This is a genomic window from Mycolicibacterium aromaticivorans JS19b1 = JCM 16368 (assembly GCF_000559085.1).
Taxonomy (GTDB): Bacteria; Actinomycetota; Actinomycetes; order Mycobacteriales; family Mycobacteriaceae; genus Mycobacterium; species Mycobacterium aromaticivorans.
Genome location: NZ_JALN02000001.1, coordinates 369,740 through 396,208 on the forward strand (window position 1 = coordinate 369,740; position 26,469 = coordinate 396,208).

28 protein-coding genes and 1 pseudogene are annotated in these 26,469 nt (G+C 67.7%); 14 read left to right on the top strand and 15 right to left on the bottom strand.

Features of this window, described 5'->3' with window-relative positions; translation table 11 throughout:
* Positions 1 to 5: 5 nt before the first annotated feature.
* On the top strand, positions 6 to 1,994 hold the full coding sequence (locus tag Y900_RS01750) for a molybdopterin-containing oxidoreductase family protein (protein ID WP_036338310.1): 1,989 nt from the start codon (positions 6 to 8) through the stop codon (positions 1,992 to 1,994).
* Between the two features lies 1 nt (position 1,995).
* Here the strand turns inward: Y900_RS01750 and Y900_RS01755 are convergent, their stop codons facing one another.
* On the bottom strand, positions 1,996 to 2,751 hold the full coding sequence (locus Y900_RS01755) for a YebC/PmpR family DNA-binding transcriptional regulator (RefSeq protein WP_036338312.1): 756 nt from the start codon (positions 2,749 to 2,751) through the stop codon (positions 1,996 to 1,998).
* Between the two features lie 128 nt (positions 2,752 to 2,879).
* On the opposite strand from Y900_RS01755, the gene Y900_RS01760 reads away from it, so the two are divergent.
* Positions 2,880 to 4,226 carry an MFS transporter gene (locus Y900_RS01760; RefSeq protein ID WP_051659822.1) on the top strand — a complete coding sequence of 449 codons (1,347 nt, stop codon included), beginning with the start codon at positions 2,880 to 2,882 and terminating at the stop codon, positions 4,224 to 4,226.
* Here Y900_RS01760 and Y900_RS01765 read toward each other — a convergent pair.
* Positions 4,223 to 4,822 carry a TetR/AcrR family transcriptional regulator gene (locus Y900_RS01765; RefSeq protein ID WP_051660287.1) on the bottom strand — a complete coding sequence of 200 codons (600 nt, stop codon included), beginning with the start codon at positions 4,820 to 4,822 and terminating at the stop codon, positions 4,223 to 4,225. The genes Y900_RS01760 and Y900_RS01765 overlap by 4 nt on opposite strands.
* A gap of 88 nt (positions 4,823 to 4,910) precedes the next feature.
* Between Y900_RS01765 and Y900_RS01770 the strand changes: the two genes are divergently transcribed.
* The 4 genes and pseudogenes from Y900_RS01770 (at position 4,911) to Y900_RS33660 (ending at position 7,972) form a co-directional block, all read left to right on the top strand.
* Positions 4,911 to 6,665 carry a CocE/NonD family hydrolase gene (locus Y900_RS01770; protein WP_036338315.1) on the top strand — a complete coding sequence of 585 codons (1,755 nt, stop codon included), beginning with the start codon at positions 4,911 to 4,913 and terminating at the stop codon, positions 6,663 to 6,665.
* Between the two features lie 21 nt (positions 6,666 to 6,686).
* Complete coding sequence (locus tag Y900_RS01775) at positions 6,687 to 7,067, top strand: carboxymuconolactone decarboxylase family protein (protein WP_036345540.1); 381 nt, start codon at positions 6,687 to 6,689, stop codon at positions 7,065 to 7,067.
* 8 nt (positions 7,068 to 7,075) lie between these two features.
* Positions 7,076 to 7,525: pseudogene (locus Y900_RS33655) on the top strand (NAD(P)-dependent oxidoreductase); the annotation flags it as partial.
* Positions 7,520 to 7,972: an NAD-binding protein gene (locus Y900_RS33660; RefSeq protein ID WP_420329790.1), complete on the top strand. Its 453-nt coding sequence runs from the start codon at positions 7,520 to 7,522 to the stop codon at positions 7,970 to 7,972. The pseudogene Y900_RS33655 and the gene Y900_RS33660, both read left to right, overlap by 6 nt.
* Before the next feature lie 272 nt (positions 7,973 to 8,244).
* Here the strand turns inward: Y900_RS33660 and pdxT are convergent, their stop codons facing one another.
* The 11 genes from pdxT to Y900_RS01835 form a co-directional block, all read right to left on the bottom strand.
* A complete protein-coding gene (gene pdxT / locus Y900_RS01785; protein ID WP_036338319.1) occupies positions 8,245 to 8,838 on the bottom strand; it encodes a pyridoxal 5'-phosphate synthase glutaminase subunit PdxT in 594 nt (197 codons plus the stop codon).
* A complete protein-coding gene (tesB, locus tag Y900_RS01790; RefSeq protein WP_036338322.1) occupies positions 8,835 to 9,677 on the bottom strand; it encodes an acyl-CoA thioesterase II in 843 nt (280 codons plus the stop codon). The genes pdxT and tesB overlap by 4 nt, the downstream gene beginning before the upstream one ends.
* A 5-nt stretch (positions 9,678 to 9,682) precedes the next feature.
* Positions 9,683 to 10,609 carry a pyridoxal 5'-phosphate synthase lyase subunit PdxS gene (gene pdxS / locus Y900_RS01795; RefSeq protein WP_036338325.1) on the bottom strand — a complete coding sequence of 309 codons (927 nt, stop codon included), beginning with the start codon at positions 10,607 to 10,609 and terminating at the stop codon, positions 9,683 to 9,685.
* Positions 10,610 to 10,741: 132 nt separating this feature from the next.
* The gene (locus Y900_RS01800; RefSeq protein ID WP_036338326.1) at positions 10,742 to 11,779 is read right to left on the bottom strand and encodes an NUDIX hydrolase; all 1,038 of its coding nucleotides are present in this window, start codon (positions 11,777 to 11,779) and stop codon (positions 10,742 to 10,744) included.
* On the bottom strand, positions 11,780 to 12,940 hold the full coding sequence (locus Y900_RS01805; protein WP_036338329.1) for a glycosyltransferase family 4 protein: 1,161 nt from the start codon (positions 12,938 to 12,940) through the stop codon (positions 11,780 to 11,782).
* A complete protein-coding gene (locus Y900_RS01810) occupies positions 12,940 to 13,845 on the bottom strand; it encodes a phosphatidylinositol mannoside acyltransferase (RefSeq protein WP_272945563.1) in 906 nt (301 codons plus the stop codon). The genes Y900_RS01805 and Y900_RS01810 overlap by 1 nt, the downstream gene beginning before the upstream one ends.
* Before the next feature lie 41 nt (positions 13,846 to 13,886).
* Complete coding sequence (pgsA, locus tag Y900_RS01815; RefSeq protein WP_036345543.1) at positions 13,887 to 14,567, bottom strand: phosphatidylinositol phosphate synthase; 681 nt, start codon at positions 14,565 to 14,567, stop codon at positions 13,887 to 13,889.
* A complete protein-coding gene (locus Y900_RS01820) occupies positions 14,564 to 15,145 on the bottom strand; it encodes an ATP adenylyltransferase (protein ID WP_036338334.1) in 582 nt (193 codons plus the stop codon). The genes pgsA and Y900_RS01820 overlap by 4 nt, the downstream gene beginning before the upstream one ends.
* Entirely contained in the window at positions 15,138 to 17,201 is a 2,064-nt protein-coding gene (gene thrS / locus Y900_RS01825) for a threonine--tRNA ligase (RefSeq protein ID WP_036338337.1), read from the bottom strand. Before thrS ends, Y900_RS01820 begins: the two co-directional genes overlap by 8 nt.
* A gap of 85 nt (positions 17,202 to 17,286) precedes the next feature.
* A complete protein-coding gene (locus tag Y900_RS01830) occupies positions 17,287 to 17,700 on the bottom strand; it encodes a TIGR02611 family protein (RefSeq protein ID WP_036338340.1) in 414 nt (137 codons plus the stop codon).
* Positions 17,697 to 18,314 carry a PaaI family thioesterase gene (locus Y900_RS01835; protein ID WP_036345546.1) on the bottom strand — a complete coding sequence of 206 codons (618 nt, stop codon included), beginning with the start codon at positions 18,312 to 18,314 and terminating at the stop codon, positions 17,697 to 17,699. The genes Y900_RS01830 and Y900_RS01835 overlap by 4 nt, the downstream gene beginning before the upstream one ends.
* An 82-nt stretch (positions 18,315 to 18,396) precedes the next feature.
* On the opposite strand from Y900_RS01835, the gene Y900_RS01840 reads away from it, so the two are divergent.
* Positions 18,397 to 18,894, top strand: coding sequence for a DUF1990 domain-containing protein (locus tag Y900_RS01840; protein WP_036338343.1), 498 nt, complete (start codon positions 18,397 to 18,399; stop codon positions 18,892 to 18,894).
* Here the strand turns inward: Y900_RS01840 and Y900_RS01845 are convergent.
* Positions 18,866 to 19,942 carry a hypothetical protein gene (locus tag Y900_RS01845; protein WP_036338345.1) on the bottom strand — a complete coding sequence of 359 codons (1,077 nt, stop codon included), beginning with the start codon at positions 19,940 to 19,942 and terminating at the stop codon, positions 18,866 to 18,868. The two genes, Y900_RS01840 and Y900_RS01845, sit on opposite strands and share 29 nt — an antisense overlap.
* 44 nt (positions 19,943 to 19,986) lie before the next feature.
* Between Y900_RS01845 and Y900_RS01850 the strand changes: the two genes are divergently transcribed.
* Positions 19,987 to 20,709: a GAF and ANTAR domain-containing protein gene (locus Y900_RS01850; protein WP_237752473.1), complete on the top strand. Its 723-nt coding sequence runs from the start codon at positions 19,987 to 19,989 to the stop codon at positions 20,707 to 20,709.
* Between the two features lie 6 nt (positions 20,710 to 20,715).
* On the opposite strand, the gene Y900_RS01855 is transcribed toward Y900_RS01850, so the two are convergent.
* Positions 20,716 to 21,711 carry a sigma-70 family RNA polymerase sigma factor gene (locus Y900_RS01855; protein WP_036338347.1) on the bottom strand — a complete coding sequence of 332 codons (996 nt, stop codon included), beginning with the start codon at positions 21,709 to 21,711 and terminating at the stop codon, positions 20,716 to 20,718.
* Between the two features lie 201 nt (positions 21,712 to 21,912).
* Between Y900_RS01855 and Y900_RS01860 the strand changes: the two genes are divergently transcribed.
* From Y900_RS01860 to Y900_RS01885, 6 genes are read left to right on the top strand one after another with little or no spacing between them, the layout of a single operon-like run.
* Entirely contained in the window at positions 21,913 to 22,605 is a 693-nt protein-coding gene (locus Y900_RS01860; RefSeq protein ID WP_237752474.1) for an SDR family NAD(P)-dependent oxidoreductase, read from the top strand.
* 28 nt (positions 22,606 to 22,633) lie between these two features.
* The gene (locus tag Y900_RS01865) at positions 22,634 to 23,380 is read left to right on the top strand and encodes an SDR family NAD(P)-dependent oxidoreductase (protein WP_051659823.1); all 747 of its coding nucleotides are present in this window, start codon (positions 22,634 to 22,636) and stop codon (positions 23,378 to 23,380) included.
* A gap of 53 nt (positions 23,381 to 23,433) precedes the next feature.
* Entirely contained in the window at positions 23,434 to 24,150 is a 717-nt protein-coding gene (locus Y900_RS01870; protein ID WP_036338353.1) for a glycosyltransferase family 2 protein, read from the top strand.
* Positions 24,147 to 25,076 carry an acyl-CoA dehydrogenase family protein gene (locus Y900_RS01875; protein WP_036338355.1) on the top strand — a complete coding sequence of 310 codons (930 nt, stop codon included), beginning with the start codon at positions 24,147 to 24,149 and terminating at the stop codon, positions 25,074 to 25,076. Before Y900_RS01870 ends, Y900_RS01875 begins: the two co-directional genes overlap by 4 nt.
* The gene (locus Y900_RS01880; RefSeq protein WP_036338358.1) at positions 25,073 to 25,834 is read left to right on the top strand and encodes a PIG-L deacetylase family protein; all 762 of its coding nucleotides are present in this window, start codon (positions 25,073 to 25,075) and stop codon (positions 25,832 to 25,834) included. The genes Y900_RS01875 and Y900_RS01880 overlap by 4 nt, the downstream gene beginning before the upstream one ends.
* Positions 25,831 to 26,463: an SAM-dependent methyltransferase gene (locus Y900_RS01885; RefSeq protein WP_036338360.1), complete on the top strand. Its 633-nt coding sequence runs from the start codon at positions 25,831 to 25,833 to the stop codon at positions 26,461 to 26,463. The genes Y900_RS01880 and Y900_RS01885 overlap by 4 nt, the downstream gene beginning before the upstream one ends.
* Positions 26,464 to 26,469: the final 6 nt, after the last annotated feature.

Below are 26,469 nucleotides of genomic sequence, written 5' to 3' on the forward strand. Positions count from 1 at the left end.
CTTCCATGGCGACGGGCGGCTCCCGCACAGTACGAAGTTTCTGCCGGGTGTGCCCGTCGGTGTGCGGCATCCTGGTCGAGATCGAGGATGAGCGGGTGGTGGCCGTCCACGGCGACCGGGACAATCCCTTCTCCGGCGGCTACACCTGCCCGAAGGGCCGCGCGCTGCCGCTGATCCACCACCATCCGGACCGGCTCGAGCGGCCGATGATGCGCGACGGCGGACGGCTGGCCGAAACCAGCTGGGAGGCTTGCCTCGACGACCTCGGCGCCCGGTTGCGAGACATCATCGCCGAGCACGGCCCGGCGGCGGTCGCCATCAACTTCGGCACCGGCATCGGGATGGACGCCGCCGGCTACCGCACCGCCGAGGCGCTGCACCGCGCGATCGGCACTCCCGCGAAATTCAGTCCACTGACGATCGATGGCACCGCCAAGGTTTTGGTCGCGGAGCTGATGGGCGGCTCCGCCGGCCTCACCGGGCGCCCCGACTACGAGAATGCCGAACTCGTCATCCTGATCGGCAGCAATCCCGTTGTCTCCCATGGCCATACCATCGGTATGCCCAATCCTCGGGGGGTGTTCCGCGACCTCGCCGCCCGGGCTCAGCTCTGGGTCGTCGACCCCCGCCGTACCGAGACCGCCCGGCTGGCGACCCGCCACCTGGCCCCGCGTCCGGGCACCGATTACGCGGTGCTGGCCTTCCTGGTGCGCGAAATCCTGCGCGACGGCGCCGATCCGGACGTCGCCGTCCAGGACCTCGACCTGCTGGCCTCCGCCGTCGAACCGTTCACCCGCGAGCATGCCGCCGAACTCGCCGACGTCGACCCCACCGATCTCGACGATCTGCTGGCCGCTGTCCGCAGGGCCGGGCACATCGCGATCGACACCGGTACCGGTGTCACCATGTCGGCCAGTGCCAATGTGACGCAATGGTTTTCGTGGGCGCTGCTGATCCTGACCGGGTCGATGAACACCCCCGGCGGTGAGTGGTTCCATCCCGGCTTCGGCTACCAGCTGGAGATGTTCGAGTTGCCGATCGCGCCGCCGGAGGGCAAATCGCGACCGGGACCGCGCAGCCGCCCGGAGACCAAGGCCTTCATGCGGGAATGGCCCTGCGCCACACTGCCCGACGAGATCGAGGCCGGCAACATTCGCGCATTGCTCAACCTCGGCGGCAGCCTGCTCACCGGTTTCCCCGCCACCGATACCCTGCGCCCGGCCCTGGCCAAGCTCGAGGTGTTGGCCACCACCGAGATCCTCCCCAATGAGACGACGGCACTGTCGACCCATGTGCTGCCGACCACTGGTCAGCTCGAGCGGCCAGACGTCACGCTGTGGGATTTCATGAGTCCGCGGATCTCCGCCCAGCACACCCCGGCGATGGTCGCCCCGATCGGCGACCGCCGCTCGATGTGGTGGGTGCTCGCCGAGATCGGCGCGCGGCTCGGTCACGACATCGCCGACACCACTTTGACCGACGAGCAGATGTTGGCCACGTTCAACGGCGGCGGCCGCACCAGCTACGACGATATGGTCGCCACCGGCTGGGCGCAAGCCGAGCGCGAGTTGCCCGCGGCGTGGATGCACCGTCACGTCGAGCGTCTCGGCGGCTGGCGCCTGGCCCCGCAACTCCTGATCGACCAATTACACGGGCTGCGTCACACGACCGGGCCGGTGTTGGTGCCGCGTCGCCAATTACGAAGAGTCAACGCGCAATTGGAGTATCTCGGGGAGCAGCCCGAGATACTGCTGAGCCCGCAGGACGCCGCGGCAGCCGGCATCGCCGACAACCAGAAGCTGGTGGTGCGCACCGAATACGGCGAACTCACCGGGATCGCGAAACTGGACCCGTCGGTGCGCAGCGGCGTGGTGTCGGTGCCGCACGCGCACGCCGGCACTAACGTCAACCTGCTGACGAGCAAAGACGACCTGGACCCGGCGACCGGAATGACCCGCTATTCAGGGGTGCCGGTCAGCCTGCACCCGGCCTGACTCAGTCGTCTTCGAGCTGAGCCAGAACCTCGTCGGGGATATCGGCGTTGGTGTAGACGTCCTGCACGTCGTCGCTGTCCTCCAGCGCGTCGACGAGCTTCATGATCTTGCGGGCGCCTTCGGCGTCCAGCGGTACCGTCACCGACGCCTGGAAACCGGCCTCCGCGGAGTCGTAGTCGATGCCGGCGTCCACCAGCGCGGTGCGCACGGCGACCAGATCGGTCGGCTCGGAGATCACCTCGAAGCTGTCGCCGAGATCGTTGACCTCTTCAGCCCCGGCATCCAGGACCGCCAGCAGCACATCGTCCTCGGACAGGTCGTTCTTCTCCAGCGTGACCACACCCTTGCGGGAGAACAGGTAGGCCACCGAGCCTGGGTCGGCCATGTTGCCGCCGTTGCGGGTCATCGCGACCCGGACCTCGCCGGCGGCCCGGTTGCGGTTGTCGGTCAGGCACTCGATCAGCACGGCGACGCCATTGGGCCCGTAGCCCTCGTAGGTGATGTTCTGCCAGTCGGCGCCGCCGGCTTCCTCACCACCGCCGCGCTTGCGGGCGCGCTCGATGTTGTCGTTGGGAACCGACGACTTCTTGGCCTTCTGGATCGCGTCGTACAGGGTGGGATTGCCAGCCGGGTCGCCGCCGCCGACGCGCGCCGCGACCTCGATGTTCTTGATGAGCTTGGCGAACATCTTGCCGCGCTTGGCGTCGATGACGGCCTTCTTGTGCTTGGTGGTTGCCCACTTGGAATGGCCGCTCATCGGGTTCTTCTCCGTACTGTCCGTTCTGCCGTAACCCGACGAGTCTACTGAACAGCCACCGGGAGCTTTGCAATCGCGGTGCGCCGAACGCTGTTGGTCGACCAGGCCACTGAATAGATTCCGAACGCGTGTCCACCATCGCCGAACCCCGCGCCGATGCCACCGAGGCGTCCTCGAACACCATTCGCACCGCACTGCTCTCCAGCCTGATCGGTACGACGATCGAGTGGTACGACTTCTTCCTGTACGCCACCGCGGCAAGCCTGGTCTTCAACCAGGCCTTCTTTCCCCACCAAAGCTCGCTGGTCGGAACGATGTTGGCGTTCGCCACCTTCGCTGTCGGCTTCATGGTGCGCCCGATCGGCGGCTTCGTGTTCGGCCACATCGGTGATCGCATCGGACGCAAGAAGACCCTGGCGCTGACCATGTTCTTGATGGGTGGGGCCACTGCGCTGATGGGCCTGCTGCCCACCGCCGAGCAGATCGGACTGCTGGCCCCGATCCTGTTGCTGATCCTGCGCATCGGCCAGGGCTTCGCACTCGGCGGCGAGTGGGCCGGCGCGGTCCTGCTCGCGGTCGAACACAGCCCCGTCAAGCGCCGAGGCCTGTTCGGCAGCGTCCCGCAGGTCGGGCTGGCGTTGGGTCTCGCGCTGGGCACCGGGGTGTTCGCGCTGCTGCAGATCGTCCTGCCGGCCGGGGCCTTTCTGAGCTACGGGTGGCGAATCGCCTTTCTGTTCAGCCTGGTGCTGGTGGGGTTCGGGGTGGTGGTTCGCCTGAAAGCCGCCGAGACCCCGGCCTTCGAGAAGCTCAAGGAGCGCGACGGGCGCTCCTCGGTTCCGCTGCGAGAGATCTTCCGCCGCCCGGCAGTGCGCTCCACCGTGCTGGGGATGTTGTCCCGGTGGGGCGAGGGCGCAGCCTTCAACACCTGGGGCGTGTTCGCCATCTCCTATGCGACGGCCACACTGCACCTGGGCAAGGTCCCGGTCCTGATCGTCGTGACGGCGGCGGCCCTGGTGATGGCCGCTCTGCTGCCGGTCTCGGGCCTGCTGGTCGACCGGTTCGGCGCGAAAGTCGTTTACGGCAGCGGCATCGCGGCCTACGGGGTGGCCGTGTTCCCGGCGTTCGCACTGTTCAACATCCGCAGCGTCACCGCCTACGCGATCGCGATGGTCGTCGTGTTCGGTGTGATTCACGCCTGGTTCTACGGCGCGCAGGGCACCCTGTATGCCTCGCTGTTTCCTACCCGGGTCCGCTACACCGGCCTGTCGACGGTGTACCAGCTGTCCGGCGTATACGCCTCGGGCCTGACGCCGTTGATCCTGACGGCGCTGATCGCGGCCGGTCACGGAAAGCCTTGGCTCGCTTGCGGTTACCTGGTCTTCACGGCGGTGGTCAGTGTCATCGCGACGCGCCTGCTCAAGCCCGGCGACTTCCACGACGAGCCGGCGCCGAAACCCGCCGTCGCGTTCGCCTAACCCAGGTCGCCGTCGACGTAGCGCTGCAGATTCGGTGCAACGGCGGCGACGATCTCGTCGTCGCTCATCGAGGCCAGCGGTTCGATCTGCCACACGTAGCGCATCATCGCCAAGCCCATGATCTGCGACGAGATCAAACCGCTGCGTTTGCGCCGGTCCGCCGCGTCGGCACCGAGTTGAGACACCCCCATCAGCTGACCTTCGACCACCCTGCGCAGCTTCTCGCGCGTGCTCGGCTCGTGCGCGGCGGTCTGCAGCACCGCCCGCAACACCGGGCCGATCTCGTCGTCGGCCCACGCGCCCAGCATCAGCCGCAGCAGCGCGGTCCCGAGCTGTGGCACCGGCGTTGTCCAGGTCCGCGCCACGCTCTCCAGCCAGCGCTGCGGCGGATTCGTGGCCGCATCCAGCAGACCTTCCTTGGACCCGAAGTAGTGGTACACCAGCGCCGGGTCGACGTCGGCCGCCCGGGCGACCGCCCGGATCGTCGTGCCCGCCGATCCGTGCTGCGCGAACTCGGCGCGCGCGGCGTCGACAATCCGGCCGGCCAGCACCCCCTTCTCGTCGCGGGGTCCCGGTGCCGTCGCTTTCTTCGCCATCCGCATCACCTCGAATGTTTCATATTGCGTTGAGACTAGTTTCATCGTAGCGTGAAACTAGTCTCAACAGGACGTGAAAAGGATTCGGATGACTTCCACCAGTGTTTCCGGCTTCGAACCGGGCCAGCGCACGCTCAACGGGCCGCAGACCACCGGCCGGGACTACCGCAACCTGAGCAGGCCGGACCACCGCATCACCACCGACACCAACATCGCGGTCCCGATGCGCGACGGTGTCACCCTGCTCGCCGACGTGCACCGCCCCGACGGCCCATCCGCTCAGGGGGCGCGCTTCCCCGCGCTGATCGCCGTGTCGCCCTATCCGCGCCAGATCCAGGACCTGGGTGCCCCAGCCGGTTTCATCGAAGCCGGCGCCACCGACTTCTGGGTGCCGCGCGGCTACACCCACGTCATCGCCAACCTGCGCGGCACCGGCGGATCCGGCGGAACCTTCGGATTCTTCGACGGCCAGGAGCGCCGCGACCTGTACGACCTCGTGGAATGGGTGGCGGCACAACCCTGGTGCGACGGGAACGTCGGGATGATCGGTATCAGCTATTTCGCGATGACCCAGCTGGAGGCCGCGGTCGAGCGCCCGCCGCACCTCAAGGCGATCTTCCCGGTGGCCGTCACCGCGGACCTCTACGAAGGCGCGGTGCATCACGGGCTGCTGAGCGCCTCGTTCATCACGCCGTTCCTGTCGATGCTCGGACTCACCGCGGCCCGCAGCGACACGTTCTGGCGCAGCCGACCGATGGGAGCGGCACGCTGGGTGCTCAACACCCCGCGGCTGCACCACAAGTTCGCGACGATGAACGGCGAGGCGGCCGTGACGATGATGCGCGGGCTGCTCAAACTGCCGCACGACCCGCACCCGTGGGACGAGCTGTGGCTCGACGCTGCGGTCAAGCATCCCACCCGCGACGCCTGGTGGGACGAACGCAACCTGTTGCCAATGCTCGAAAAGGTAGATATCCCAGTTTATTTGGGCTGCGACTGGCAGAACGTCCCGCTACACCTGCCGTCGACGTTCACCAGTTACGCCGGGCTGACCAACAGCCCGTGCGTGCGCATCGGGATGCTCGGCGAGTACGGACTGACCTGGCCGTGGGAAAGCCTGCACATCGAAGCGCTGGCCTGGTACGACCATTGGCTCAAGGGCCGCGACACCGGCATCCTCGACGGTCCGGCCGTTCGCTATGTCCTGCCGGGCGCCGACGAGTGGCGCATGTGCGAATCCTGGCCGCCGGCAAGCACCGTCCGCGAACTGGCACTGCGCGCCGACGGCATTCTCGACGATGACGAAGGCAGCCCCGGCGCGTGTGAGTTCATGGCGCTCGGCGGGGGACTCGGCCGGGCCAAGCCCAGTCCGATCGATCCCCCGTCGGCGCTGACCTGGATCAGCCGGCCACTGACCGCGCCCGTCGAGGTCGTCGGCGACATCGAATTGCGGTTGACCGCCAGCGCCACCGCCGCCGACACCGCGTGGATCGTCACGCTCTCCGACGTCTCCCCCGACGGCGAGACGGAACCGGTGACCGCAGGCTGGCTGCGGGCGAGCCTGCGCGAGGTGGACGAGACCGGCAGCCGGCCAGGCGCACCGATGCTGCCGTGCCGCCGTCCGCAGGCAGTACCCGTCGGCGACGACGTCGACTACCGGATCCCGCTGGTGCCCAACGCCCGCCGCTTCGACACGGGTCATCGCATCCAGATCACGATCACCAGTGACGACCAGGATCCGGACACCCCGGCGATCATGAACTTCCGGCATGCCAGCGTCGGCACCAGCAGCCTCAACATCGTGCGGTCGTCATCGCGGTTGGTGCTGCCCATCCTCACCTGACCCGGTGCGATCATGGACGCCATGGACCAGGCAACATACGACAAGGGACGACAGATCCGCGCCGCGGTGCTCGGCGAGGAGTACGTCGCCAACGCCGAGCGGCAGGCCGACGACTTCAGCAAACCGCTGCAGGATCTGCTCACCGAGTACTGCTGGGGTGCGGTGTGGGGCCGCGAGGAACTCCCGCTCAAGACCCGCAGCATGCTCAACCTGGCGATGATCTCGGTGCTGAACCGCCCCCACGAGCTGAAAACCCATGTGCGCGGGGCACTCACCAACGGGGTCACCCGCGAGGAGATTCGCGAGATCCTGCTTCAGGTGGCGATCTATGCGGGCGCGCCCGCAGCCGTCGACGGCTTCCGGGTCGCCCGAGAGGCCTTCGCCGAACTCGACGCTCAGTGAGCCATCTCATGGACCTCGGCTTCATCGGCTTGGGCAACATGGGCCTGCCGATCGCGACCCGCCTGATCGAGGCCGGCCACCCGCTGGTGGTCTTCGACACCCGCCCGGACATCGTCGCCCAGGCGGTCGATCTGGGCGCCCAGGCCGCCTCCTCCCCCCGTGACGTCGCCGACCGCGCCGAGACCGTACTGGCGAGCCTGCCGTCGGTGCTTGCCTCCCGTGAGGTCGCGCTCGGCACGGACGGCGTGATCGAAGGACGCCGCGTCGAACGGTTCATCGACCTGTCGACCGTGGGCAGCACCGCCGCTCAACAGATCCAGACGCAGCTGGCCCAACGCGGTATCGCGATGCTCGACAGTCCGGTCAGTGGCGGTGTCGGCGGCGCCGCCAAAGGGACACTGACGCTGATGGTTTCGGGCCCGCGCGACCAGTTTGAGATCGTCGAGCCGATACTGGCCCGGCTCGGCACGCCGTTTTTCGTCGACACCAAACCCGGTGCGGGCCAGACGATGAAGCTGGTGAACAACCTGCTGGCCGCCACCGCGCTGGCCGCAACCTCGGAGGTGGTGGTGATGGGCGTCAAGGCCGGGCTGGACCCGTCGGTGATGATCGAGGTGATCAACGCCGGATCGGGAGCCACCAACGCCAGCCGTGACAAATTCCCGAAGTCGATTCTGCCGCGCAGCTTCGACTACGGGTTCGCCACCGGACTGATGGTCAAGGACGTCCGGCTCTATCTGGAGGAGGCCGAGGCGTTGGGCCTACCTACCGAGGTGGCCGCGGCCGTCGGCCGATTGTGGGAACTTGTCCTGCGCGAAGAGGGGCCTGAGTCCGACTTCACCACAGCGATCAAGCCCATCGAGGCGGCTGCGGGCGTGATTGTGGACGGACGACCCAGCGGCTAGCTACAGCGCACACCACCAGCTGATCGGCCGCTCCGCGCCCGGGTTGCTCTGCCAAGCCGGGCGCCACAAACCCGCCGTCGATTTCGCGCCATGCTGTTCGACCATGCGATGAATCCGCCGAATCACCCAGGTGCGTGACATCATCACCACCTCCTACCGCCGCGCGCCGAGACACTGAGTATGGGCATCTCGCCCGGCACAGCGGGACTTCCCAGGTTGACGTCGTCTCAACGTCGCGCGACAAATTGGCTGTAGACAGAGTGGTCATGCCGTCAAGCGCGGTGGGCGACCACGTCCACAAACAGCTTGTGCACCCGCCTGTCACCGGTCATTTCAGGGTGGAAAGCGGTGGCGAGCACCCGGCGCTGCCGGACCGCCACTATGTGGTCGCCGGCACGCGCCAGGACCTGGACGTCGGGCCCCACCCGTTCCACCCACGGCGCCCGGATGAACACCGCGTGGGCGGGGCCGTCGAGACCGTGGAAGTCGATGTCACCCTCGAAAGAATCGACCTGGCGGCCAAAAGCGTTGCGCCGCACCGTCATATCGATGCCGCCGAGAGGAACCGCCTCGCGGCCCTCGGCGCCGGCGTCGAGGATCTCGGTGGCCAGCAGGATCATCCCCGCACACGAACCGTACGCCGGCATCCCGTCGGCCAGCCGCGTGCGCAGCGGCTCCAGCAGTTCGAATTCGCGCAGCAGGTGACTCATCGTGGTCGACTCGCCGCCCGGGATGACCAGGGCGTCGACGGCGTCGAGCTCGCTGGCGCGGCGCACGGTGGAGGCTTCGGCGCCGGCCTCGCGCAGGGCAGCCAGGTGTTCGCGGGTGTCGCCTTGCAGGGCCAGCACGCCGACGCGCAGACTCATGGCCCGGCGTACCCGCGCTTGTAGCGGGTCAGGCCCTCCTGCATGACCGCAGCCACCATCTCGCCGTACTGATTGAAGATCTTGCCCTGGGTCAGCGACCGGCCGCCGCACGACGACGGCGACGACTGGTCGTAGAGCAGCCACTCGTCGGCCCGGAACGGCCGCATGAACCACATCGCGTGGTCCAGCGACGCGACCATCAGGTGCTTGCGTTCCTCGACGTGGTTGACCTGCGCCGAGCCGAGCAGCGTGAGGTCACTCATGTAAGCCAGCGCGCAGATGTGCAAGACCGAATCGTCGGGCAGCGGATCCTTGTGCTTGAACCACACCTGCTGCTGAGATGCCTTGCCTGGCAGCCGAGTGACCTGATCGCGCGGGACCATGCGGACGTCCCACTCCTCGAACTGCGCGAATCCCGCCTCGTCGAACACACCGCCCTTGGAGATGAAGCCGGGCAGGTCGTCAGGCGGCGGCGCGGCGGGCATCTCGTCCTGATGCTCGATGCCGCTCTGATCGGTCTGGAACGACGCCGACATCGAGAAGATGGTCTCGCCGTGCTGCACGGCGTTGACCCGCCGGGTGACGAACGAGCCGCCGTCGCGCAGCGCCTCGACCAGATACACCGCGGGTGCGGTGGCGTCGCCCGGCCGCAGGAAGTACCCGTGCAGCGAGTGCACCTGGAACTTGGGGTCGACGGTGCGCACCGCCGACACCAGCGACTGACCGGCCACGTGACCGCCGAATGTGCGCTGGAGGAAACCGGATTCGGGACTGAACACCCGGCCGCGATAGATGTTGACCTCGAGCTGCTCCAGATCGAGGATCTCTTCGATTGCCACGTGGTTTACCAGCCGCGTTCGGCGAGCCGGTGCGGCTGTGCGATGTCCTCCACGTTGATGCCGACCATCGCCTCACCCAGCCCGCGCGACACCTTGGCCAACACGTCGGGATCGTCGTAGAAGGTGGTGGCCTTGACGATGGCCGCCGCCCGCGCGGCGGGGTCGCCGGACTTGAAGATGCCCGAGCCCACGAACACGCCCTCGGCGCCGAGCTGCATCATCATCGCCGCGTCCGCGGGGGTGGCGATGCCGCCTGCGGTGAACAGGGTGACCGGCAACTTGCCCGCTCGCGCCACCTCGGCCACCAGCTCGTAGGGCGCCTGCAATTCCTTTGCCGCGACGAACAGTTCGTCCTCCGACAGCGAAGTCAGCCGACGGATCTCGCCGCCGATCTTGCGCATGTGCGTCGTGGCGTTGGAGACGTCACCGGTGCCGGCCTCACCCTTGGAGCGAATCATCGCCGCACCCTCGGTGAGCCGGCGCAGCGCCTCGCCCAGATTGGTGGCACCGCACACGAACGGCACGGTGAACTTCCACTTGTCGATGTGGTTCGTATAGTCGGCCGGGGTCAGCACCTCGGACTCGTCGACGTAGTCCACGCCGAGGCTCTGCAGGATCTGCGCCTCCACGAAGTGTCCGATGCGCGCCTTGGCCATCACCGGAATCGTGACCGCGGAGATGATGCCCTCGATCATGTCGGGGTCGCTCATCCGCGACACCCCGCCCTGAGCGCGGATGTCGGCGGGCACGCGCTCCAGCGCCATGACCGCCACGGCGCCTGCGCCCTCGGCGATGCGGGCCTGCTCGGGTGTGACGACGTCCATGATGACGCCGCCCTTGAGCATCTCCGCCATGCCGCGCTTGACCCGAGCGGTACCCGTCTGCGCGCTGGCCGAGCCGTTGGATCCAGCCGCGTTGGCTCCGGTTTCCACTGTCAGTCCCTTCGTTTGATACGGATCCAGTCTAAAGGGCGATTCCAAACTGGATTTTTCACCGCCGGGTTGGGGGTCCCCCCAGCCCGAAGGGCGAGGGGGCGAGCGAAGCGACCCGGGGATCGATCCTGTTCAGTGGATCGGGTGCAGCTCTCTGTGCGGACCACCACGGCCGTCTGCCAGCGAGTTTGCCTCCTCGAGCAGTTCCCCGAGCTGCAGCGGATACACCCGCTGCCCACTCGCGGCCAGCTGATCGATCGTGCTGGAGTCACACCATCTGTGGCCGTGAATGTACCGCAGCTCCAGCGGCGTCCGCCCCGCCGCGGTCGGTTCGAAGCGGACGGTGCGGTGCACGAAGTAGAACTCCTGGCTGGCGATGACGGTGCCGTTGAAATCGATGAGCGACTCCCGCCGCCACACCGGCCCCACCATCGCGTCCGGGTCGACGCGCAGCCCGGTCTCCTCCAGGATCTCCCGGACCGCGGCATCGACCAGCCGTTCCCCGGGCAGTGCCTGCCCGCCGACGGTGAACCACCACCGAGGCGCCTCCCCGCCGGTGAAGGCCGGGTCGGATCCGCAGAACAACAGCACCGCACCCTGATCGTCGAGCAGGACCACGCGTGCCGAGGTGCGGCGATCCACCTGACCGGCACCATCCGGGGTGGCTTCGGGAACGCGCTCGGCGATCTCGAAGTACGTCGGCAGCGGTGCGGTACCGGCCAGCCGCAACCACCGGACCGGACGCCGTTCGCGCAATGCCAGGGTGTCGCGCACGGCGTCGTTGTGGAATCGGCGGGCCAGCAGAACCCGGGCCTCGGCGTCGGCGAGTTCGGCGACCAGCGACGCCGGCATCGACGTCGGATCGACCATCGCCAGCGCGGCCGACAGCTCGTTCTCGGCGGCTTCGCGACCACTTCGGGGGGCCCGCTCGGCGGCATCGGCCAGCGCCGCGAGCCGCTTGCCTTCGGGGCGTCCGCGATAGGTGTCGGCGGCCACCGCGCGGGCCACCACCGCGCGCCGGGCCAACGCCCCGTCGAGCGCCTGCCAGGACAGGTCATAGCGGATGTGCAGACGGTCCAGCCGGCTGGCGGTCTGCAGGGCCAGCATGGCGCTGACGACCAGCACCACGATGAGGACCGCGGTCAGCACCCAGTACAGCGGCGCAGGCATTTAGCCCAACCCCCGAGTCGCTTCGTTCCGGCCCGCCGAACCCGCCACCTGGACTTTGATCCCGGCCCCCGCGACCGTCTCGTAGACCCGCATGATCTGGTCGGCCACCACCGGCCAGTCATAGCGGCGCACCGCGACGTCGGCGGCTTTCACGTACCTCGCGCGCAGACTTTCGTCGTCGAGCAGCTCGATCAGCGCGTCGGCCATGGCAGCGGAGTCGTCGACGGGAACCAGCAGGCCGGCCTTGCCGTCGAGCAGCACCCGCCGGAACGCATCGAGGTTGCTGGCCACCACCGGGGTGCCGGCGGCCATCGCCTCGACCAGCACGATGCCGAAGCTCTCGCCGCCGGTATGCGGCGCGCAATAGACGTCGGCGCTGCGCAGCGCGGCCGCCTTCTCGGCGTCGTCGACCTGACCGAGGAACCTCAGGTGGCCGGCCAGCTCACCGCACTCCTCCCGCAGCTTGTCCTCGTCGCCTCGCCCGACGATCAAGATCTCGACGTCGGCGAACCGCTCGACCAACCGGGGCAACGCCCCGATCAGGACTGCCATCCCCTTGCGCGGTTCGTCGAACCGGCCGAGGAACAGCACCGTCTTCCCGGGGCGCGGGTAGCCGTCGAGTCGCGGCGCCGAAGCGAGGGCGGCCACGTCGACGCCGTTGGGAATCTCGACGGCGTCGGAACCCAGCGCTTCCATCTGCCAGCGCCGCGCCAGGTCGGACACCGCGATCCGGCCGACTATCTTTTCGTGATACGGCCGTAGGATTCCCTGAAACACGCTGAGCGTCAACGACTTTGTGGTCGAGGTGTGAAAGGTGGCGACGATCGGACCTTCAGCCGCCTGCAGGGCCAGCATCGACAAGCTGGGCGCGTTGGGCTCGTGCAGGTGCAGCACGTCGAAATCACCCTGCGCGAGCCACTTCTTGACCTGGCGGTGGGTGGCCGGGCCGAATCGCAGCCGCGCCACCGACCCGTTGTAGGGAATCGGGACCGCCTTGCCGCCGGAGACGACGTACTCGGGCAACTGGACATGCGGCGACGACGGAGCGAGCACGCTGACCTCGTGGCCGCGTTCGCGCATCACCTCAGCCAGCTGCAGGATGTGCGACTGCACCCCACCGGGAACGTCGAACGAGTACGGGCAGACCATCCCGATCCTCATCAGGACTCCCTCAACCTGGCCTGTCGCTCGTCGGACAGGTCGGCCAGCCACTGCGGCTGCATCATGTGCCAATCCTCGGGGTGCGCGGCGATGTTGGTGCCGAACCGGTCGGCCAGGGCTTGAGTGATCACGCCGACGTCGCCGCTGGAGCAGTCCAGCTCGGGGTAGAAGTCGACCACCCAGCCGTCGTCGGTGAACCAGGAGTGCACCGGCAGCAGGGCCGCGCCGGTTTCCACAGCCAGTTTGGCCGAGCCGGCCGGCATCCGGGTGGCCTCTCCGAAAAAATCGACCGGGACGCCCGAGCGGCTCAGGTCGCGTTCGGCCATCAGGCAGACCACGCGGTTGTCTTTGAGCCGTTCGACGAGGACTTCGTAGGCGGGTCGTTCGCCGCCGGTCAGGGGCAACACCTCGAAACCGAGACTCTCGCGGTAGTCGAGGAAGCGCTTGTACAGCGACTCCGGCTTGAGACGCTCGGCGACCGTGGTGAAGGTGCCGTTGGCCTGGACCAGCCAGACCCCGGCCATGTCCCAGTTGCCGCTGTGCGGCAGCGCGAGGACGGCGCCCCGCCCGGCGGCCAGGGCCGCCTCCAGGTGCTGCTTGCCCGTCACCGCCTTGTCGATCTGGGCGCCCAGCGCTTTGTGGTCCATCGTCGGCAACCGGAATGCCTCCCGCCAGTATCGGGCGTAAGAGGCCAGCGAAGCACGAACCAGCGAGTCCGGCACCTCGGCTGGGGTGGCGCCGATGACCCTGGCCAGATTCTTGCGCAGCTGCTCGGGGCCACCGCCTTGGGCCGCATACCAAGCCCCGGCGTCGAAAGCGTTGCGTGCCATGAATTCCGGCATCGCACGAACCACCCGCCACCCCGCGGCGTAGCCGAGGTCGCTGAAGATGTCGGTGCGCGGCAGCCGATTGCGTCCAGCCGTCCAGAGTTGCCCCGGGGTGCTGATCACGGCTCGGTGCCTTCGGTGTCGTCGCCGACCGGCTGCGGCGCGGCCGGCGCGATCTTGTCCATGGCGCCCGGGCTGGACCGCACCGAGTGCACCCGCTGGCCGACCGTCACCAGGCTGGTCACCGCCAGCAACCACATCGCGATGGGCAACACCACCGGCATCGGGAAGAACGGCAGGTCGGAGAAGCCCGCGCCGACCAGCACGATGACCAGCCGTTCGGGCCGCTCGATCAGGCCGCCGCCGCCCTCGAGACCGCTGGCCTCCGCCCGGGCCTTGACGTAGGAGATCACCTGCGAGGTGACCAGGCAGATCATCGTGGCCACCGCCAACGACGAGCTGTGCATGCTGAAAGCCACCCACCACAGCAGCCCGCAGAAGATCGCGCCGTCGCTGATCCGGTCGCAGGTGGCATCGAGAACCGCGCCGAACCGGGTGCCGCCGCCGCGCTGGCGCGCCATCGCGCCATCGAGCATGTCGGCCAGGACGAAGACGAATACGGCCACCGAGCCCCACCAGAGCTGCCCGATCGGGAACATGATGAGCGCGGCCAGCACCGAACCCGCGGTGCCGATGATCGTCACCATGTCGGGGGTCAGCCCGATCTTGAGCGCCGCCTTCGCCACCGGCGTGCTGAGCTTGGCGTACGCCGCCCGGGTCATCAGGTAGAAGTCGCTCACGGCTGCGCCACCCATTCGTCGGCCAGCAGCTTGCGGGTGTCGCGCAGCAGCTGCGGGATCACCTTTGTCTCACCGACGACGGTGATGAAGTTGGCGTCGCCGGCCCAGCGGGGCACCACATGCATGTGCAGGTGTTCGGCCAGCGAACCCCCGGCGGACTTGCCGAGGTTGAGCCCGACGTTGAAGCCGTCCGGGCTCGACACCGACTTGATGACGCGAATCGCCTTCTGGGTGAACGCCATCAGCTCAGCGCTCTCGCCGGTGGACAGATCCTCCAGCTCCGACACCCGCCGGTACGGCACCACCATCAGATGGCCCGGGTTGTACGGGTAGAGATTGAGTACGACGTAGACCTGCTCGCCGCGGGCCACCACCAGACCGTCCTCGTCGGGCAGGGTGGGGATGTAGGTGAACGGCTCCGACGATGCAGCAGATCCTTCCTTGTCCGATCCCCCCTTTTCGCTCTTGTTCGCGGGCACATCGAGGATGTAGTTCATGCGGTGCGGTGTCCACAGCCGCTGCAGGCGATCGGGCTCACCCGCGCCTCGATCGATGAACGCCTCTGCGTTGTCAGCCACCGTCGACCTTCACCAGTTCGGCTGTGGGGGCGGCATTCTCGCGATCGGCGATCCACTTCACAATCGTCTCGACCGCCTGCCCGCGCGGCACTCCGTTGATCTGGGTGCGGTCTGCGAACCGGAAGCTCACCGCGCCGGCCTCGGCGTCGCGGTCGCCCGCGAGCAGCATGAACGGCACCTTCTGGTTGGTGTGGTTGACGATCTTCTTGGCCATCCGATCGTCGCTGGAGTCGACACCTACCCGTACCCCACGCGATTTGAGCTCAGCGGCAACATCTTCCAGATACTGCAGGTGTGCGTCGGCAACGGGTATGCCGACCACCTGCACCGGCGCCAGCCACACCGGGAAGGCACCGGCGTAGTGCTCGGTGAGCACCCCGAAGAACCGCTCGATCGAACCGAACAGTGCGCGGTGGATCAGCACCGGTCGCTGCCGGGAGCCGTCGGCAGCGGTGTACTCCAGCTCGAAACGGTCCGGCATGTTGAAGTCGAGCTGAATGGTCGACATCTGCCAGCTGCGGCCCAGCGCATCCTTGACCTGGACGGAGATCTTCGGCCCGTAGAACGCCGCACCCCCCGGATCCGGCACCAGCTGCAGACCGGATTCCTCGGCGACCTGACGCAGGGTCTCGGTGGCCTCTTCCCACATCTCGTCGGAGCCGACGGACTTGTCCGGGTTCCGGGTGGACAGCTCCAGATAGAAGTCGTCGAGGCCGTAGTCGGCGAGCAGGTCGAGCACGAACCGCAGCAGCGAGGCCAGCTCGTCGCGCATCTGCTCGCGGGTGGTGTAGATGTGGGCGTCGTCCTGGGTCATCCCGCGCACCCGGGTCAACCCGTGCACCACACCGGACTTCTCGTAGCGATACACCGAGCCGAATTCGAACAGCCGCAAGGGCAGTTCCCGATACGACCGCCCCCGCGACCGATAGATCAGGTGGTGCATCGGGCAGTTCATCGGCTTGAGGTAGTAATCCTGCCCCGGCTTGCGCAGCGTGCCGTCCTCGTCGAACTCGGCGTCGATGTGCATCGGTGGGAACATGCCGTCGGCGTACCACTCCAGGTGGCCGGAGGTGATGTAGAGCTGCTCTTTGGTGATATGCGGCGTGTTGACGAACTCATAGCCGGCCTGCTCGTGCTTGCGGCGCGAATAGTCCTCGAGCTCACGTCGGATGATGCCGCCCTTCGGGTGGAAAACCGGTAGGCCGGAACCCAATTCGTCCGGGAAGCTGAACAGGTCCAGTTCCACGCCGAGCTTGCGATGGTCGCGGCGCTGCGCCTCCTCGAGCAGTTCGAGGTGACGGTCCAGCGCCTCCTGCGATTCCCAGGCCGTGCCGTAGATGCGCTGCAGGCTGGCGTTGTTCTGGTCGCCGCGCCAGTACGCCGCCGAGCTGCGGGTCAGCTTGAACGCGGGAATGTACTTGGTGGTCGGAATGTGCGGACCGCGGCACAGATCACCCCAAACCCGTTCGCGGGTGCGGGGATTGAGGTTGTCGTATGCGGTCAGATCTTCGTTAGAACCAGGTGGCGCGACCTCCATGATGTCGGCATCACCGGATTTGTCGTCGACGAGTTCGAGCTTGTAGGGCTCGTTTGCCAGTTCGGCGCGGGCTTGGTCCTTGGACTCGTACACCCGCCGCGAGAACAGCTGACCGTCCTTGACGATCTTCTGCATCCGCTTCTCGAGCTTCTCCAAGTCCTCGGGAGTGAACGCCTCGGGCACGTCGAAGTCGTAGTAGAAACCGTCGGTGATCGGCGGCCCGATGCCGAGTTTGGCCTGCGGGAAGAGTTCCTGCACAGCCTGGGCCAGAACGTGGGCGGCCGAGTGCCGGATCACACTACGGCCGTCCTCGGTGTCCGCGGCCACTGGGATGACGTCGACGTCGGCGTCCGGCGTCCAGCTCAGGTCACGCAGCTTGCCCTCGCCGTCGCGCACCACGACGATCGCGCCGGGCTCGCCGCGGCTCGGCAATCCCGCCTCGCGCACCGCAGCGCCCGCGGTGGTCCCGGCAGGCACCCGGATCGGTGCTGCTGGGGCGGGGTGTGCGGGGGCGGTCATTGCGGGCCTCTTTCGGCGTAGTGGGGCTCGATCCGATTCTCGCCGGGGGCGGCAGGAATCGCCGACCATGCTATCGGGGTGCTGGTCAGGCCCCGAGGCCGATGGGGCTGTCCAAGGCCGGATGGTCGAACCCGAGCAATCCCGCCGACCAGCCGACCGCGCCGAACAGCCACAGCGTGGCGACCACCACCGCGGCGGTGAACACCGCACCCAGCGCCTGGGCCCACCTGCCCTGCCTGCGGAACCATGCCATGACACTGTCGTAGCGGTCCCGGGTGAACGACAGGGTGCGATGCGCCCAATAGAACTCGCTGGCCAAGATCGCGAGCCCGACGAAGACGATCGCCCAGCCGGGGCCCGGGTAGGGAATGGCGACCATCCCGACGGCGAGAACAGCGAGCCCGACGACGCCGACCACCGCACGATAGACGAAGTCGGCGACCGGCCGGTGCCTCAACCGCTCCCGCCGCTGCTTCCAGCGGTGCACAAATCGCGTCACGGTTGACCCGGTTTCAGCAGCACGAACAGTCCTTCGCCGTCGGCCAGCAGATCGTCGCCGTCGCGCAGCCGGATGTCGACGTAGATCTTGCGGCCCTCGGTGCGCACGACGCCGGCCTCCACCTGGAGTTCCGTTTCGATGGGCACGATCTTGCGGTAGTTGACGTGAAGGTAGGCGGTGCGCTGATACGGACCGCCGGTCAGCACGAACGACGTCTTGCCGAGCACCGAGTCGAAGAGGTGGGCGATCAGGCCGCCATGGACGGCCCCGTTGCGGCCCAGGTGGTAGCGACGGAACCGGGCCCAGCCGCGCAGTCGCCCGTCGTCGCCGATCTGCGTCTCGTTTGGAATGGACAGGATATTGCCCCGCATCGGTAGGTCGGTGCGCCGGCCCGATGGTGTGGTCCACTCGTCGGCGTCGTAAGGCTCCAGCAGCGCCGACGCCCGCTCGAGAAGGTCGGCGGCTTCGGTGATCACGTCGTCGGGCGCGTCGACGGCGCGGGCGTGGTCCTGCAGATCGCGCACCGCGTCGATGAACCGGCCGTAATCGGGACCGCCCCTGCCCGTCGGCACCGGCGGGTTGAATCCGCCACCGGGATGGAGCGCCGCCGTCATGTCCTCTACCACCTGGTTACCGTATGCCGCCGGATGCGGGCTGCTCACCTCGAGAGTACGTAAGCGATGGCAGGCTGGAGCGGTGAAGCTCAGCGACCTGGCCGACCGCCCGTTGACCTACGCCGAGGTGGGCGCGACCGCGGCGGGTCTGCCGGCGGGGTACCACCATGTGCGGTTGTCGTCGCGCATCGGTAGCGGGCGGGCGCGCTTCGAGCGCGCAGCGGACTCGGTGATGCGGTACGGGATGCTGCGCGGCGCCGGTCTGCGGGTCGCGGCCACCACGGAGGTGGCCGAGGTTGGCACCGATGTGCTCGGCCGGCTCGGGCCATTCCTCGCACCCTGTCGGGTGGTGTACGTGGTCGACGAGTCCAATCGCCGTGGCTTCGCCTACGGCAGTCTGCCCGGCCACGCGGTGTCGGGCGAGGAGATGTTCGGTGTGCGCTTCGATCCCGGCGATGAATCGGTCCACGCCGAGGTGGTGGCCTTCTCGACGCCGGCCACCTGGTGGAGTCAGGTCGGAGCCCCGGTCGCCTCGCTGGTTCAGCGGGTGATCACTCGGCGCTACCTGTCGGTGGTCTAGGCGCGGCCCGCTGCGCCGCGACGTCGACTTGGTAGGACAGGATCGCCAGGCCGAACAGGCCGATGGACAGGGTGATCAGGGCGGCGAATCCTTCGGTCGCGAAATGCACCAGCGCGCTCAGGAGAGTGAACACCAGAGCGCCGGTGCGGAGCAGCCGCAGCGGCCACAACGTCGTCGTACGCCGTAGTGCGATCATCGCAGGCAGCGCCATCGCCAGGGTCAGCGCGGCGCCGACCATCAGGATGATGGTGGCCGGGGTCTTGCCGGCCAGATGTATCGAGACATGACTGTCCTGATAGAAGTAGCCGCCCAACGCGATGCCCAGCGCGTGGAAGAGCAGGCCGAGCACCGCGCCGGCCACCAACAGCCAGCCCACCCAGGGCACCCACTTCGGGCTTCGAAACACGTTGGGGATCAATCGTTGTGCCCATCGCCGCGCCCGATAGCCGCGGTCGGTGGCTCGTGCTGCCGAGAGCAACAGCGCGCGGACGTGCTCGACGTCGTCGGTCGACGCTCCCCTGTCTCGGGCGTATTCGACGAGTCGCAGACCGATCTCGCGGCGGTGGTCGGGCAGTCCGCGGGCTACACCGTCGGTGGCGATCGCCGCCGAGGACGCCAGGCATTCTCGCGCACTGAGTGGCCGAATGGCCCGCACCAGGCGGGCTCCGGCGAGGATCAGGCAAACCAGGATGTACATGATCTCGGCGGCCGGACCGTAGAAGTAGTCGTTGTCCTTGGTGACGAATTTGCCCACCTCGTCGAGGAACAAGCCGAAGCCGATCCCGCCCAGCACTACGGCCAGCGACCGCGGGCGCGAGCCGATAACCATCCAGCCGACCAGCAGGGCGAGCATCATCAGTGCACCGCTCCACAGCGCGTGCGCGATGTGCAGGTCTCCACCCCCGACTTGCGGGTAGCCGGTGAGTTGCAGGTAGAGCCGGGTCAGCAGGATCGTCGCGATCGCGATGATGACAAAAGCCTCGGCCGACGTCAGACCGGTGGCGTTACGCGTGATGGGTCCGCGTCGCACGCGGGTCTGCTCGGTCATCGAATCTCCTCTGCGCCGATGTTGCACTACCCATCGTGGCGGGTATGGCATCTGTCATGTCGGTCGACCGAGGATTCCCCGCTGCGGACGCCGCCGCCCGCATTGCCGACATCACCCGGCGGCTCTACGAACGGCGAAGTCTCGACGTCGGTGTGGCCGCCGAACTCGTGGAGCACGCCGCCGCGGAATTGCCCGGTGCGGAGTACGCGAACATCACTGTGACGGCAGATCAATTCGAGATCGACACCCCGGCGGCGACGACTCAGGCCGCGATCCGCATCGACGACATCCAACGCCGCACCGGAGAGGGCCCGTGCCTGTCAACCGCGTGGGAGCACCGAGTGGTTTACGTCGAGGATCTTTCCCGGGAGACGCGCTGGCCGGCCTTTTGTGCCGAGGCGCTGGAGACCACAGCGGTGCGCAGCATCATGGGTTTTCAGCTGTTCATGACGGGCAAGTCGATAGGCGCGCTGAATGTCTTCGCCGATCGCCCGCATGCGTTCGACGACCGCACCCGCCAGCTCGGCTCGCTGTTCGCAGCGCACTCGGCGCTGGTCTGGGACGCGGGCCGCCGCGAGTCACAGTTTCAGGCGGCGTTGGCCAGCCGCGACATCATCGGGCAGGCCAAGGGCATGATCATGGAGCGCTACGGCAAGGACGCCAACCAGGCGTTCGAAATGTTGCGGCAGCTGTCGCACGATACGAACGTGCCGTTGGCCGAAGTCGCGGCCAAGGTCGTCGATGCGGCACAGGCACATCCGCGCTGACCGGTATCAATCACGCAGCGTTCGCGGCAACCCGAATCGCGGCATCACGTCGTTGTCGAATCGGGTCAGCCCGCAGATCCGCTCACCGGCCAGATCGAGGACCAGTAGGCCGGCGGCGTGACGAGTGGGGTCAACACCCGTTCTGAGGTAGGCCCCGAAGGCAGGCTGACCGTTGGCGCGGGTAGCCACCAGGGTGTAGCTGCGTTCGCGGAGGATTTTGGCGTAGAAGCCCGCAACGGCGTCGAGGCCGTGATACTCCAACGGAATCGGCGGCATGGACACCCGCACGTCGGCGGTCAACAGGCGAACCAATGCGTCGATGTCACCGGTTTGGTAGGCGCGCACGAAATCTGCGACCACCGCCTGCTCCGCTGAGGAATTCGGTTCCGGCGGTTCGACATCCCGGTCGCTCCTGCCGACCGTCTCGCGCGCCCGCTTCAGCGCGCTGTTCACCGAAGCGATTGTGGCGCCGAGCATCTCGGACACCTCGCCGGTCCGGTAACCGAGCACATCGCGCAGGATCAGAACGGCGCGCTGGCGCGCCGGAAGCAACTGCAACGCGGTCACGAACGCCAGCGAAATGGCTTCTTGCTGCTCGTATGCGGCCTCCGGTCCGAGAGCAGACGCATCCGCGACGTCCAGTAGATGAGCCGGGATGGGCTCCAGCCAGACGATCTCGCCGTAGTGCGTCGGCTCGGGCAGGCCATTCTCAGCGATGGCGACCTCCGCGGCCTGTCGCTTTCGCCGTCCCGAACGCAGCACGCCCAGGCACTGATTGGTGGCGATGCGGTACAGCCACGTGCGTACCGATGCCCGCTCCTCGAATCCGTCCAGCGCCCGCCAGGCCGCCAGCATCGTGTTCTGGACCATGTCTTCGGCGTCGTGCAGCGAGCCGAGCATCCGATAACAGTGCACCTCGAGTTCGCGACGGTGTGGTTCGGTCAGCGCGCGGAACGCGTCGCTGTCGCCTGCCCGCGCCTTCTCGATCAGATTGGCTGTCATGCCATGTCACCGCTCACCTCGCACGTATCGGCCGCGCTGCGCGACGCCCACCTGTACTGACGTTCGGCGGGCGCAAAAGTGATCGCGAACTCACCGCTCATCTGGACAGCAACGGTGCATCTAACTCTTCGACAGGTTCCTGCCCATTGCCGAGGAGAAGCTATGCCCATTCAAGACAAGATTGATGACAAAACAGTGCTCGTGACCGGTGCGAATCGCGGTATCGGCCGGGCACTCGTGCACGAGGCGCTACGCAGAGGCGCCAGCTGCGCCTACGCCGCCACACGCCGGCCGTTCGTCGACCCGGACGACCGGATCCGGTCGGTGACGATGGATGTCACCGACCGGGAGCAGATTCAACGCGCCGCCGAGCAGGTGGGCTCGTTGGACATCCTGATCAACAATGCCGGCGTCGCCGACTACGACGACCTGTCCGATCGAATCGCGATCGAACGTCACCTCGCTGTCAACTTCTTCGGAACCTACGACGTCGTCGCGGCGTTTCTGCCGAAGCTGCTCGAGTCACGCGGCACCATCGTGAACAACTCCTCGCTGAACGCCCTTGCGCCGCTACCTCTGATCCCGGCGTACTCCATCTCCAAAGCCGCCACCTTCAATCTCACCCAGTCGCTGCGCGCGCTGCTCGCTCCTCGGGGGGTTCGCGTACACGCCGTTCTCACCGGTCCGGTCGACACTGATATGAGCCGCGGCGTGGATATACCCAAGGCCACACCGGAATTTGTTGCGACGGCGGTGTTCGACGCAATCGAGAGCGGGCACGACGATATCTTTCCCGACCCCATGGCGCAGTCACTCGAGCAACGGTGGCGGGATGGCGCCGCCAAAGCACTCGAGCACCGTTACGCCGCGCTCATCGGCATGCAGGCCTCGTAGCAGACGAACGACGACCGGAGGGATCGACATGACCGAACTGCACGATTTGACGGTGCTCGTGGTGGGAGCCGGGCGTGGATTGGGGCGCGGTATTGCCACCGCCTTTGCCCGGTCGGGTGCCGATGTCATTGCGCTCGCCCGCGACGGCGCGTCGCTGGCCGCGCTGGCGGACACCCATCCCGCCGTCCGCACGCACGTGGCCGATGCGTCGGACGCCGCCACGGCGCGGCGCGTGCTCGGTGAGTATCGGCCCGACGCGGTGATCGTGGTCGCCGGCGCCACCCCCGTGATGCGTGGCCTGACGCAGCACTCCTGGGAGACGTTCTCCGTCAACTGGGACGCCGACGTGAAGATCGCCTTCACCTGGGCGCGGGAGGCGCTTCTGCAGCCGCTGGCGCCCGGCAGCAGGGTCATCATCATCAGCAGCGGCGCGGCGCTGAACGGATCACCGCTCAGCGGCGGCTACGCCGGATCCAAGGCAACTCAACGGTTCATCGCTCAGTACGCCCACATGGAATCGGAGCGCGCCGGTATGAGTGTCACCTTCACCACCGTCATGCCGAGGATGACGCCGGCCGGCGACGTCGGACTGGCAGGTATCCGGGCCTACGCACACCAGGCCGGTCTGACCGAGGACGCGTTCATCGAGCAGCTCGAACCGGTGATCACGCCGGAGCTCGCGGGCCAGGCAATGATCGATCTGATGACCCTCGATACCGCCGACTCCGCCGCCGGCTACCTGCTGACCGGAGCAGGTCTGGCCCCGCTGACCTGACCGGCGCCGGCCGACGAAGTGTGAAAACACCGCGGATCGGCTACTGAATTGACGTGGCTGCTGCTGATTTCGACCGCGCGGTGATCGTCGTCCCCGCCCACAACGAAGCGTCGGCATTGCCGGACTGCCTCGAGGCGATTTCGGCTGCGGCCGCGCGGGCGGATCTTCCGGTCACCGTGGTGATCGTCCTGGACGGCTGCGACGACGGCAGCAGTGCGCTGGCGGAGCGGTTCGGTACCGATGTGCATTTCCTCGAGATCGACGCACACAACGTGGGCGAGGCGCGGGCCGCTGGCTTCTCGTTCGCCTGCGACCAGGGTCTGAGTGGTCCGACCACCTGGTATGCGACCACCGACGCAGACAGCCGGGTGGACTCCAACTGGCTGGTGCGCCAACTCGGCGCAGACGCCGACATGGTTCTCGGCGTGGTGCGAATCGCCAACTGGCGCCAGATCCCGGTCACCGCTGTCCGCAGGTACCTTCGCGCGTATCACGCCAAGATCCAGCCAGGCCAGGTGGCGCATGACCACGTCCACGGCGCGAATATGGGTTTCGCAGCCGACGCCTACTGGCATGTCGGTGGATTCGGGGCACTGGCAAGCGGCGAGGATGTGGACCTGGTCCATCGGTTCGAAGTGGCCGGATTCCGAATCCGGCGCGACACCCGGCTCTCGGTGGCCACGTCCGCACGCCAGATCGGCCGCGCCCCAGCCGGATTCGCCGCCCACCTTCGCGGGATGCTGGCCGATCCGCAGCGCGACTCGGCATGACCGTCACGACTGTGCAGCGCTGGCTCGACGCCGGCGAGCTGAGCCTGCCACTACCCGGCTCGGGTGGCACCCTGGCGCGCTGGCAGGCACTGGCCGCGCTGTGCGAACGCGATGTGGTGGCCGGCCGGCTGGCGGAGGCGCACACCGACGCGATCGCGATCCTTGCCGAGCTGCACGGGCCGCGGGCGCGGCCTGGCCGGTTGTGGGGCGTGTGGGCGGCCGAGGCGCCCGGCGCGACCGTCACCGCGCATCATGACGGTGATGGCGTGAGGTTGACCGGAGTCAAGGCGTGGTGCTCTGGCGCCGGGCTGTGCGCCGACGCGCTGGTGACGGCCCACACGCAGACAGGTGCCCGCGGTCTCTACGCGGTCGACCTGCACGGCCCGGGCGTTCAGCCGCTGCCGAGCACGTGGCGTAACGCGGGCATGGCCGACTCGGACACCCGCTCCGTGCGATTCAGCGCCGCACCGGCCACCCCGGTCGGCGGTCCCGACGAGTATCTGACCCGGCCGGGCTTCTGGCACGGCGCGGCCGGCGTCGCGGCCTGCTGGCTGGGCGCTGCCCGCGCGGTGGCAACACCGTTGTATCGCGCGGTCGCCGAGAATCAGAGCGAGAACCCTTATGCCGCAGCACATCTCGGTTCCGTCGACGCCGCTCTGGCCGCGGCGGGCGCCCTGATGGCCGACACCGCTGACCAGGTGGACGCGGCGCCGCACAGCACAGGACAGGTCGCGGCCCGGCGACTACGGGCTGCCGTCGAAACCGCGGTCGACGAGGTAGTCGGCCGAACCGCACGGGCACTGGGTCCCACACCGCTTGTCATGGATGAGGCCCATGCCCGCCGTGTCGCGGATCTGACCGTGTACGTCAGGCAGAGTCACGCCGAGAAGGATCTCGCGGCACTGGGCGTGCTGGTAGCCCGATGAGACCACCGACCGGCAACGCGACCCGGTTCGCGGCCGTACCGATCTCCGGCGGTGGGACACCCGCCGAGGAATGGCTTCGGGGGCAGGCGTTTCCGTCGTTGTCGCTGGATCAGTGCCCGAGCCTGGTCGTGCTGGCACCCCATCCTGACGACGAAACGCTCGGCTTCGGGGCGGCCGCCTGCGGGGTCGCGGCCCGTGGCATCGACGTACATACGGTGATCGCCAGCGACGGCGGTGCGGCGTGGCCGGGGCTCTCGGTCTCCGAGCGGGCCCGGCTCGAAGAGTCCAGGCGCAGTGAATCACGCACCGCGGCAGCGGTTCTCGGTCTTCCGATGCCGGATTTCCTCGGCCTTCCGGACGGTAAGCTCGCCGAGAACGAATCCCGGCTCGCCGACGTCCTGACCGACATTCTGGCGGCTCGTCCTGCGGGCACCTGGTGCGCGGCGACGTGGCGCGGTGATGGTCATCCCGATCACGAAGCGGTCGGTCGGGCCGCGGCTGTCGCCGCGTCCCGTACCGGGGCCGTGCTGCTGGAGTATCCGATCTGGATGTGGCACTGGGCTCATCCCGGTGACGAGGCTGTGCCGTGGCAGCGCGCAGTACGGATAGTCACGAATCCGTCTGCTGCGCAACGTAAACGCGAGGCGGTCGCGTCGTTTCGAAGCCAACTCGAGAGCGACGCCACCGGCCGCGAGCCGATCCTTCCGCCGTACGTGCTGGAGCGGTTGGATCGTGTGGGAGAGGTGGTGTTCCAGTGACGTCCGGTCTGCCTCACAGCTACTTCGACGCCCTCTACGCCGAGTCGGCCGATCCGTGGGAGCTCGCCTCACGGTGGTACGAACGGCGCAAGTATGCGATCACGATGGCGCTACTCCCCCGCGAGCGGTACCGGCATGCCTTCGAGCCGGGATGCTCGATCGGGGTGCTCACCGAACAGCTGAGCGCCCGATGCGATCACGTGACAGCTGTCGACGTCGCCGACGCCGCGCTGGCGCACGCCGATGCCCGGTTGCGTGCCAGTGGATCGTGCGACGACATCACATTGCTGAATCGCTCATTCGATACCGAATGGCCGGCAACCGATTTCGACCTGGTGGTGATCTCCGAGGTCGGCTACTACTTCGATGCTGCGACGCTGCAGGAAACCTTGGCCCGGGAGATCCCGCGGCTTCAGCCGTGCGCCACGATCCTCAGCGCGCACTGGCGCCACCCGGTCTCCGACTATCCGCTGTCCGGTGATGCCGTGACCGCGATCGTCGCAGGCACACCCGGACTGCACCGGATCGGCGGATACCGGGACGACGACGTCACCATCGAGGTGTTCGATACCGGTTCGGCGCAGTCGGTCGCCGCGCGCACGAGTGTTCCCGGGGCCAAGCCCCGCTGAGCAAAC

Coding starts and splice junctions, on each gene's coding strand:
- Y900_RS01750 (WP_036338310.1), top strand. CDS start 6: ATGGCGACGGGCGGCTCCCGCACAGTACGAAGTTTCTGCCGGGTGTGC.
- Y900_RS01755 (WP_036338312.1), bottom strand. CDS start 2,751: ATGAGCGGCCATTCCAAGTGGGCAACCACCAAGCACAAGAAGGCCGTC.
- Y900_RS01765 (WP_051660287.1), bottom strand. CDS start 4,822: ATGGCGAAGAAAGCGACGGCACCGGGACCCCGCGACGAGAAGGGGGTG.
- Y900_RS01770 (WP_036338315.1), top strand. CDS start 4,911: ATGACTTCCACCAGTGTTTCCGGCTTCGAACCGGGCCAGCGCACGCTC.
- Y900_RS01775 (WP_036345540.1), top strand. CDS start 6,687: ATGGACCAGGCAACATACGACAAGGGACGACAGATCCGCGCCGCGGTG.
- pdxT (WP_036338319.1), bottom strand. CDS start 8,838: ATGAGTCTGCGCGTCGGCGTGCTGGCCCTGCAAGGCGACACCCGCGAA.
- Y900_RS01800 (WP_036338326.1), bottom strand. CDS start 11,779: ATGCCTGCGCCGCTGTACTGGGTGCTGACCGCGGTCCTCATCGTGGTG.
- Y900_RS01805 (WP_036338329.1), bottom strand. CDS start 12,940: ATGAGGATCGGGATGGTCTGCCCGTACTCGTTCGACGTTCCCGGTGGG.
- thrS (WP_036338337.1), bottom strand. CDS start 17,201: ATGACCGCCCCCGCACACCCCGCCCCAGCAGCACCGATCCGGGTGCCT.
- Y900_RS01835 (WP_036345546.1), bottom strand. CDS start 18,314: ATGACGGCGGCGCTCCATCCCGGTGGCGGATTCAACCCGCCGGTGCCG.
- Y900_RS01845 (WP_036338345.1), bottom strand. CDS start 19,942: ATGACCGAGCAGACCCGCGTGCGACGCGGACCCATCACGCGTAACGCC.
- Y900_RS01850 (WP_237752473.1), top strand. CDS start 19,987: ATGGCATCTGTCATGTCGGTCGACCGAGGATTCCCCGCTGCGGACGCC.
- Y900_RS01855 (WP_036338347.1), bottom strand. CDS start 21,711: ATGACAGCCAATCTGATCGAGAAGGCGCGGGCAGGCGACAGCGACGCG.
- Y900_RS01865 (WP_051659823.1), top strand. CDS start 22,634: ATGACCGAACTGCACGATTTGACGGTGCTCGTGGTGGGAGCCGGGCGT.
- Y900_RS01875 (WP_036338355.1), top strand. CDS start 24,147: ATGACCGTCACGACTGTGCAGCGCTGGCTCGACGCCGGCGAGCTGAGC.
- Y900_RS01880 (WP_036338358.1), top strand. CDS start 25,073: ATGAGACCACCGACCGGCAACGCGACCCGGTTCGCGGCCGTACCGATC.